Origin of the sequence: Clavibacter sp. (assembly GCF_014802555.1) — a bacterium.
GTDB lineage: Bacteria > Actinomycetota > Actinomycetes > Actinomycetales > Microbacteriaceae > Clavibacter > Clavibacter sepedonicus.
Map to the genome: position 1 here is coordinate 1 of NZ_JAAVCB010000095.1, position 6123 is coordinate 6123.

The 6123-nt window shown below is 73.7% G+C and carries 6 protein-coding genes and 1 pseudogene; 3 read left to right on the forward strand and 4 right to left on the reverse strand.

Annotated features, from left to right (window positions below):
* Positions 1-438: pseudogene (locus tag HDR73_RS10755) on the forward strand (hypothetical protein); the annotation flags it as partial.
* 26 nt (positions 439-464) lie between these two features.
* Here the strand turns inward: HDR73_RS10755 and HDR73_RS10760 are convergent.
* The 4 genes from HDR73_RS10760 to aspS all read right to left on the reverse strand — a co-directional run bounded on the left by HDR73_RS10760 (position 465) and on the right by aspS (position 4532).
* On the reverse strand, positions 465-680 hold the full coding sequence (locus HDR73_RS10760; RefSeq protein WP_012299827.1) for a hypothetical protein: 216 nt from the start codon (positions 678-680) through the stop codon (positions 465-467).
* Positions 681-756: 76 nt separating this feature from the next.
* On the reverse strand, positions 757-1809 hold the full coding sequence (locus tag HDR73_RS16540; RefSeq protein WP_012299828.1) for a DUF7882 family protein: 1053 nt from the start codon (positions 1807-1809) through the stop codon (positions 757-759).
* Entirely contained in the window at positions 1802-3031 is a 1230-nt protein-coding gene (locus HDR73_RS10770) for an LCP family protein (RefSeq protein WP_012299829.1), read from the reverse strand. Before HDR73_RS10770 ends, HDR73_RS16540 begins: the two co-directional genes overlap by 8 nt.
* A 184-nt stretch (positions 3032-3215) precedes the next feature.
* Positions 3216-4532 (reverse strand): aspartate--tRNA(Asn) ligase, encoded by a 1317-nt coding sequence (gene aspS / locus HDR73_RS10775; RefSeq protein WP_012299830.1) that lies wholly within the window; start codon positions 4530-4532, stop codon positions 3216-3218.
* Between the two features lie 120 nt (positions 4533-4652).
* Here aspS and HDR73_RS10780 point away from each other — a divergent pair, with 120 nt between their 5' ends.
* A complete protein-coding gene (locus tag HDR73_RS10780) occupies positions 4653-5495 on the forward strand; it encodes a LamB/YcsF family protein (protein WP_012299831.1) in 843 nt (280 codons plus the stop codon).
* Positions 5492-6121: a 5-oxoprolinase subunit B family protein gene (locus tag HDR73_RS10785; RefSeq protein WP_012299832.1), complete on the forward strand. Its 630-nt coding sequence runs from the start codon at positions 5492-5494 to the stop codon at positions 6119-6121. The genes HDR73_RS10780 and HDR73_RS10785 overlap by 4 nt, the downstream gene beginning before the upstream one ends.
* The last annotated feature ends 2 nt before the right edge of the window (positions 6122-6123 follow it).

A 6123-nucleotide genomic window follows, 5' to 3' on the forward strand; every position in this document is an offset into this window, starting at 1 on the left:
GACGTCGCCTCCGCCCCGCCCCTGTACGGGATCCCGACGGGTCGCCTGCTGCTCCTGCACGCGACGCTCCCCGCGGCGGCCGGCGTCGCGTGCGCGCTCGTGGGCGCCGGGATCGCCGTGGCGGGCGGTGCGGGTGCCGCCGCGCTCGTCGTCGCGCCGGCGGTGACGCTGCTGCTCGTCGTGGTGCGCGCGCTCGACGCCGCGAAGGGACCGCTGCCCCTGGAGGTGATGGCGCCCGTGATCACGCCGGCCGGCGACGCGTCCGCGCTCGTGATCGCCGCGTGGCAGGCCGACGCGCTCCTGCTGGCGGGCGGATCCGTCCTCGCGGTCGTCTCCGCGGCCGCGACGGTCGGCCCGGTGGCCGCGGCGCTCGTGCTGCCGCTGGGCGCGGGCGTGGCATCCCGGGTGCGGCACCGGATCCAGGCGGTGCGGGACTAGCCGCGCTCAGCCGGTGCGAGCCGCGCTCAGCCGCGCGGCATCGCCTGCTCGAGGATCCGCACGGCCTCGTCGGCCGGGACGGTCCACGAGATCGTCGCCGTGATGCGCGCGACGCCGTCCTCGCCGACGCCGGTGCCGGTGAAGTCGACCTGCACGTCGCGCACCTCGCGGCTGATGGCGTTCGCGGACTCGGCGGCGCCGAGGATCGCCTCGTCGTCGTAGGGGAGGTTGGTGAGGGCCATGGTCGTCCTTCGGTCGCGGGTCGGGCGGGTCGGGCAGGGCGGGCGGCAGGTCGCCGGAGGCCCGTGGCGTGTGCCGTCAGTCGGCGCGCGGCTCCGGGTGCGGCGACGATCCGGGCGGCGGCTCCGGGATCAGGTGCAGCCCGGATCCGGTGTTCGCGCTCTCCATGAGCACCTCCACCCACGCGGGGTTGATCGCCGGGACGCGGCTGCCCGAGAACCGGAAGTGCAGCGGGAGCTCGGGCGCGACCCACACGGTGCTGCGTCCGTCGCCCTCGGATGCCGGGTACTTCCACGAGAACGCGAAGCTCTCCCGGCGGCGCAGCTTGTTGATCATCACGATCTGCAGGTGCGCGAGCGCTCGGTCGTCGATGGTGGTGCGGGTGGTGCTGTCGAAGATCAGCTGGCCCATGCCCTGCCCTCCTCCATGTCCCGTCCTCAGGTCTCGTCGGCGGCGCGGATCCTGCGGATCCCGCGGCGTCGACGGCTCGGCGGCCCGCGGGTGGGGGCATCGAGTGATGGGCCCGATATTACGGCAACAGAGGAAACAGTTCTCCGGCGGGCGGGGATCCCGTCGCCCGCGGATCCCTAGCGGGCGGCGGCGTCGAACGCGTCGAGCACCGCCCGCGCCACCTGCCGGGGGGGGGCGGTCGTCGGTCGGGATCGTCGTCTCGTCGAGGCCGGACTCCCGCAGCCGCGCGGCGAGCTGCGCGTGGCGGGCCAGGTGCCAGTCGCGCGCGGCACTGCGGTCGTCGTCGTAGCGGGAGCGCAGGCGCGCCTCGACGACCGTGGGCGACGCGGTCAGGAGCACGCTGCGCACGTCGATCCCGAGCGCGTCGCGGTACCTGTCGAGGTCGGCGCGCTCCGCCGCCACCCCGCTGATCACGAGCTGCCGCGGCCCCGCCTCCTGGAACAGCGCCCACGTGGCGGCCATGGCCCGCGCCTCGACGACGATGTTCTCCGGATCCCACGACGCGGGCGGCCAGGACCGGTGGAACCAGTCCACGTCCATCAGGCTGAACGGCCGCCCGGCCTCGGCGAGCAGCTCGCCGAGGTGGTCGAGCACGGCGCTCTTGCCGACGCCGTAGGTGCCGTTGACGAGGAGGAGGGCGGGCGGGCTGGCATCAGCCATTCGAGCAGGTCTCCTCCGCGGCCGTCTGGCCCGTGACGCCCGAGGGGAGCACGGCGGGGGCGGAGGGCTCGGCGGACGGCGTGCTTCCGGCGTCGGGCGCGGGGGTCTCCCCGGCCGCGGGCTCTGGCGCGGCCACTCCCTGTCCGGTGCTGCCCGGCGCGAGGGAGAAGTCCGCGTCGGCCGCGATCAGCCGGATCATCTCGTCGCCCTTCACGACGTCCTGCGCCACGCGCTGGCTCTCGAGCCGGATGCTCGGGTACTGCACGAAGGTGAAGCGGTCGAGCGGGATGTCCTTGGCCGTGAGGGCGAGCGACGTGATGGCGGACGGGGTGTCCAGCGAGGTCGAGAGCACCATGTTGTCGACCGCGGCGCGCGCGATGCCGTACAGCTTGGCCGGGTTGGTCAGCGTGTCCGTCGACGTGATGGTGCGCAGGAGGGCGCTGAGGAACACCTGCTGGTTGCTGATGCGGTCGATGTCGCTGCCGTCGCCCACGCCGTGGCGGGTGCGGAGGAACTGGACGGCTTCGCGCCCCTGCAGCGGGTGCACCCCGGGCTGCAGGTCGAGATCGGTCTTGGGGTCGTAGATGCGCTTGGCGACGCAGACGGGCACCCCGCCGACCGCGTTCGACATCGCGAGGACGCCGTTGAACTGGATGACGCCGCCGTAGGGGACCTCGAGTCCCGTGATCGCCTCGACGGTCCGCACGACGCACGGGAGCCCACCGCGCTTGAGCGCCACGTTGATCTGCTCGTCCGAGGACGCGGGCTCCTCCGAGGCGTCCGGACGGGTGCAGGCGGGCATGTCGACGAGCATGTCGCGCGGGAAGGAGACGACGGTCGCGCGCGTGTGGTCCTCGCTGATGTGTAGGAGCATCGTGACGTCGTTGAGGTTGCCGGTCTGGACGTCCTTGCCCGTGCCGTAGCCATCGCCCTGACCCTCGCGGGTGTCGCCGCCGACCAGCAGGATGTTGGCGCCCCCGTCGATCCCGCCGATGGAGGGCGGCGCTGCCTTCCCGTCCCCGATGTCCACGGCGTTCGCCTGCACGGTGCGCGCGAGGTCCCAGGCGGCGACCGCGGCGACGGATCCGGTGCTCACGACGGCGACGGCTGCCACCACGACCACGGCGAGGACCGCGGTGCGCACCGCGCTCGGCTTCCGCAGCCGACCGTGCCGGGCGATCCCGGGCGCGAGGCTCCGGTCGTGTCGCGTCTCGTGGGGCATGCGGGCTCCTCGGGGTCCGGGCGTGCGGCCGCCCGGGCGGGTCGGCGGTGCCTGCCACGCTACGGGCGGGTCGGCGTCCGCGGTTCCCCCGAGCGATGTAGATCCGCACGCCCGGACCGGGGCCGCCGACGCGGAACGGCCCGACCCCCTGCTGAGGGGATCGGGCCGTCCGGTGGAGCAGGACCTACGGGGCGAGCCGGTTCGGCCCGCGGAACAGGTAAGTGACCTCGCGGAGGTTCGACTGGTGCAGCAGCAGCATCAGCACGCGGTTGAGGCCCATGCCGAAGCCGCCGTGCGGGGGCACTCCGTAGCGGAAGAAGTCGAGGTAGGAGCCGAGCTCCTCGGGGTCGAGGCCCTTCTCGCGGGCCTGCGCCTCGAGCACGTCGACGCGGTGCTCGCGCTGGGCGCCCGTGGTGATCTCGACGCCGTTCCAGATGAGGTCGTAGCTGTTCGTGATCGACGGGTCCTCGGCGTTCCGCATGTGGTAGAACGGCCGGATCGTCGACGGGTAGTCCGTGAGGAACACGAACTCGTGGCCGAACTCCTCCATCACGTGCGCCGCGATCTGGCGCTCGCCCTCGGGGTCGAGGTCGTCGTCGGCGCGGTCGATCACATGGCCGCGCTTCGCGACGATGTCCTTGGCCTCGAGCAGCGGGATCCGCGGGAACGGGATGCTCGGCACAGTCACCTCCACGTCGAACAGCTCGCGGATCTCGTCGCCGTGCTTCTCCTTCACCGCGGTGAGCGCGGCGACGATGAGCTCCTCCTGGAGGCGCGCGACGTCCTCGTGGCTCTCGATCCAGCTGATCTCCGCGTCCACCGAGGTGAACTCGGTCGCGTGGCGCGAGGTGAAGGACGGGTCGGCGCGGAACGCCGGGCCGACCTCGAACATCTTGCCGAAGCCGGCGGACTGCGCCATCTGCTTGAAGAACTGCGGGCTCTGCGCGAGGTACGCGACGCCGTCGAAGTAGTCGACCTTGAACAGCTCGGCGTTCGACTCGGAGGGCGTGGCCATGAGCTTGGGGGAGAAGACCTCGATGAAGTCGTGCTCGACCCAGTAGGTGCGCAGCGCGTGGACCAGCGTGGTCTGCACGCGGAAGATGAGCGAGTTGCGCGGCGCGCGCAGGTCGATGAAGCGCCAGTCGAGGCGCTTGTCGATGGAGGAGTCGGCCGCGATGGGCGTCTCGGGGATGGCGGCCGCGGCGACCTCGATGCCGGACAGGCCGATCTCCAGCCCGCCGAGCTTCACGCGCTCGTCGTGCTTGAGCGTGCCGGTCGCGGTGAGGAAGGTGCCCGCCGCGAGCCCGGAGATGGTGTCGGCGGTCGCGTCCTCGTCGCCCTGGCGCTTGTAGGTGAGCTGCACCGCGCCCGACTCGTCGCGGAGGATCACGAACTGGATCTTCTTCTGATCCCGGACGGTCTCGACCCAGCCGGAGACGGCCACGTCCCCGTCGTCGAGGGCGGCCAGGTTCTTGATGAGGGTGCGTGAGGTCACGGTCATCGAGTCTATCCGCGCCGCTGTCGGGCCGGTCGCCCCGCGGGCCGCCTAGCCTGGTCGCACGGCCCCGCGACGGGCGGTCGCCGGCGCCGGTCGCGGCGCGACCACCGCAGGGGAGACGCCATGCAGATCGACCTCAACAGCGACCTGGCCGAGTCCTTCGGCCGCTGGACCCTCGGCGACGACGACGCGATGCTCGACGTCGTCTCGAGCGCGAACGTGGCGTGCGGGTTCCACGCGGGGGATCCGCTCGTCATGCTGCACGCGCTCGAGCGCGCGGCCCGGAACGGCGTCGCCGTCGGCGCCCACGTGGCCTACCGCGACCTCCAGGGCTTCGGCCGCCGCGACCTCGACGCGTCGCCCGCCGAGCTCACGGGCGACGTGCTCTACCAGCTGGCCGCGATCTCCGGCTTGGCGCGCACGGTCGGCGCCCGCGTCTCCTACATCAAGCCGCACGGCGCCCTCTACAACCGCATCGCGCACGATCCCGTGCAGGCGCAGGCCGTGGTGGACGCGGTCGTGGCGCTGGATCCGACGCTCCCCGTCCTCGGGTTGCCCGGCTCGGAGATCCTCCGGCTCGCCGACGCCGCCGGCCTGCCGACGCGCGTCGAGGCGTTCACCGACCGGGCGTACACGCCCGAGGGCGCGCTCGTGTCCCGGCGGCAGGAGGGGTCCGTGATCCACGACCCGGCCGATGTCGCGGCCCGCTCTGTGCGCATGGCGACGGAGGGCACGGTCGTGGCGATCGACGGATCCGTGGTGCGGCTCGACCCCGACTCCCTCTGCGTGCACAGCGACACCCCCGGGGCCGTCGGGCTGGCCCGCGCGGTGCGGGACGCGCTCGAGGCGGCGGGCGTGGAGATCCGGCCGGTGCCGGATGCGGCTGGCGCAGACGCCGCTGCGACGGCGGCTCCCGCCGGCGCCGACCGTCGCGCGCTCCCCGCCCGCGACCGGCGCGCGCTGTGACCCTCCGGCTCCTGCCGTGCGGCGACGCGGCGGTCATGCTCGACCTCGACTCGCTCGACGAGGTGCTCCGCCTGCAGCCGGTGCTCGACGCGACGCGGCCGCGAGGCGTCGTCGACATCGTGCCCGGCGCGCGGAGCATCCTCGTCACGGTGGATCCGCACGTGCTCCCGCTCGCCGCCGCCCGCTCCTGGGCGCTCGCCGCCGAGCCGGCCCGGCCCGCCGACGAGGCCGGCTCCCGGGGTGACGCGCCCGTCGAGATCGACGTGGTCTACGACGGCGAGGACCTGGCCGACGTCGCCGCGCTCCTCGGCATCGGGGTCCGCGAGGTCGTGGAGCGCCACACCTCGGGCACCTGGACGGTCGCGTTCGGCGGCTTCGCGCCGGGCTTCGGCTACCTCGCCGGCGTCCCCGGCCTCGAGGTGCCGCGCCGCACGTCGCCGCGCCCGCGGGTCCCGGCCGGCGCCGTCGCGCTCGCGGGCGAGTTCAGCGGGATCTACCCGCGCGTCTCGCCGGGCGGCTGGCAGCTCATCGGCACCACGCGGGCGGTGCTGTGGGATCCCGAGCGCGAGCCGGCCGCGCTGCTGCAGCCCGGATCCGCCGTGCGCTTCCGCGAGGTCGACGCGTGAGC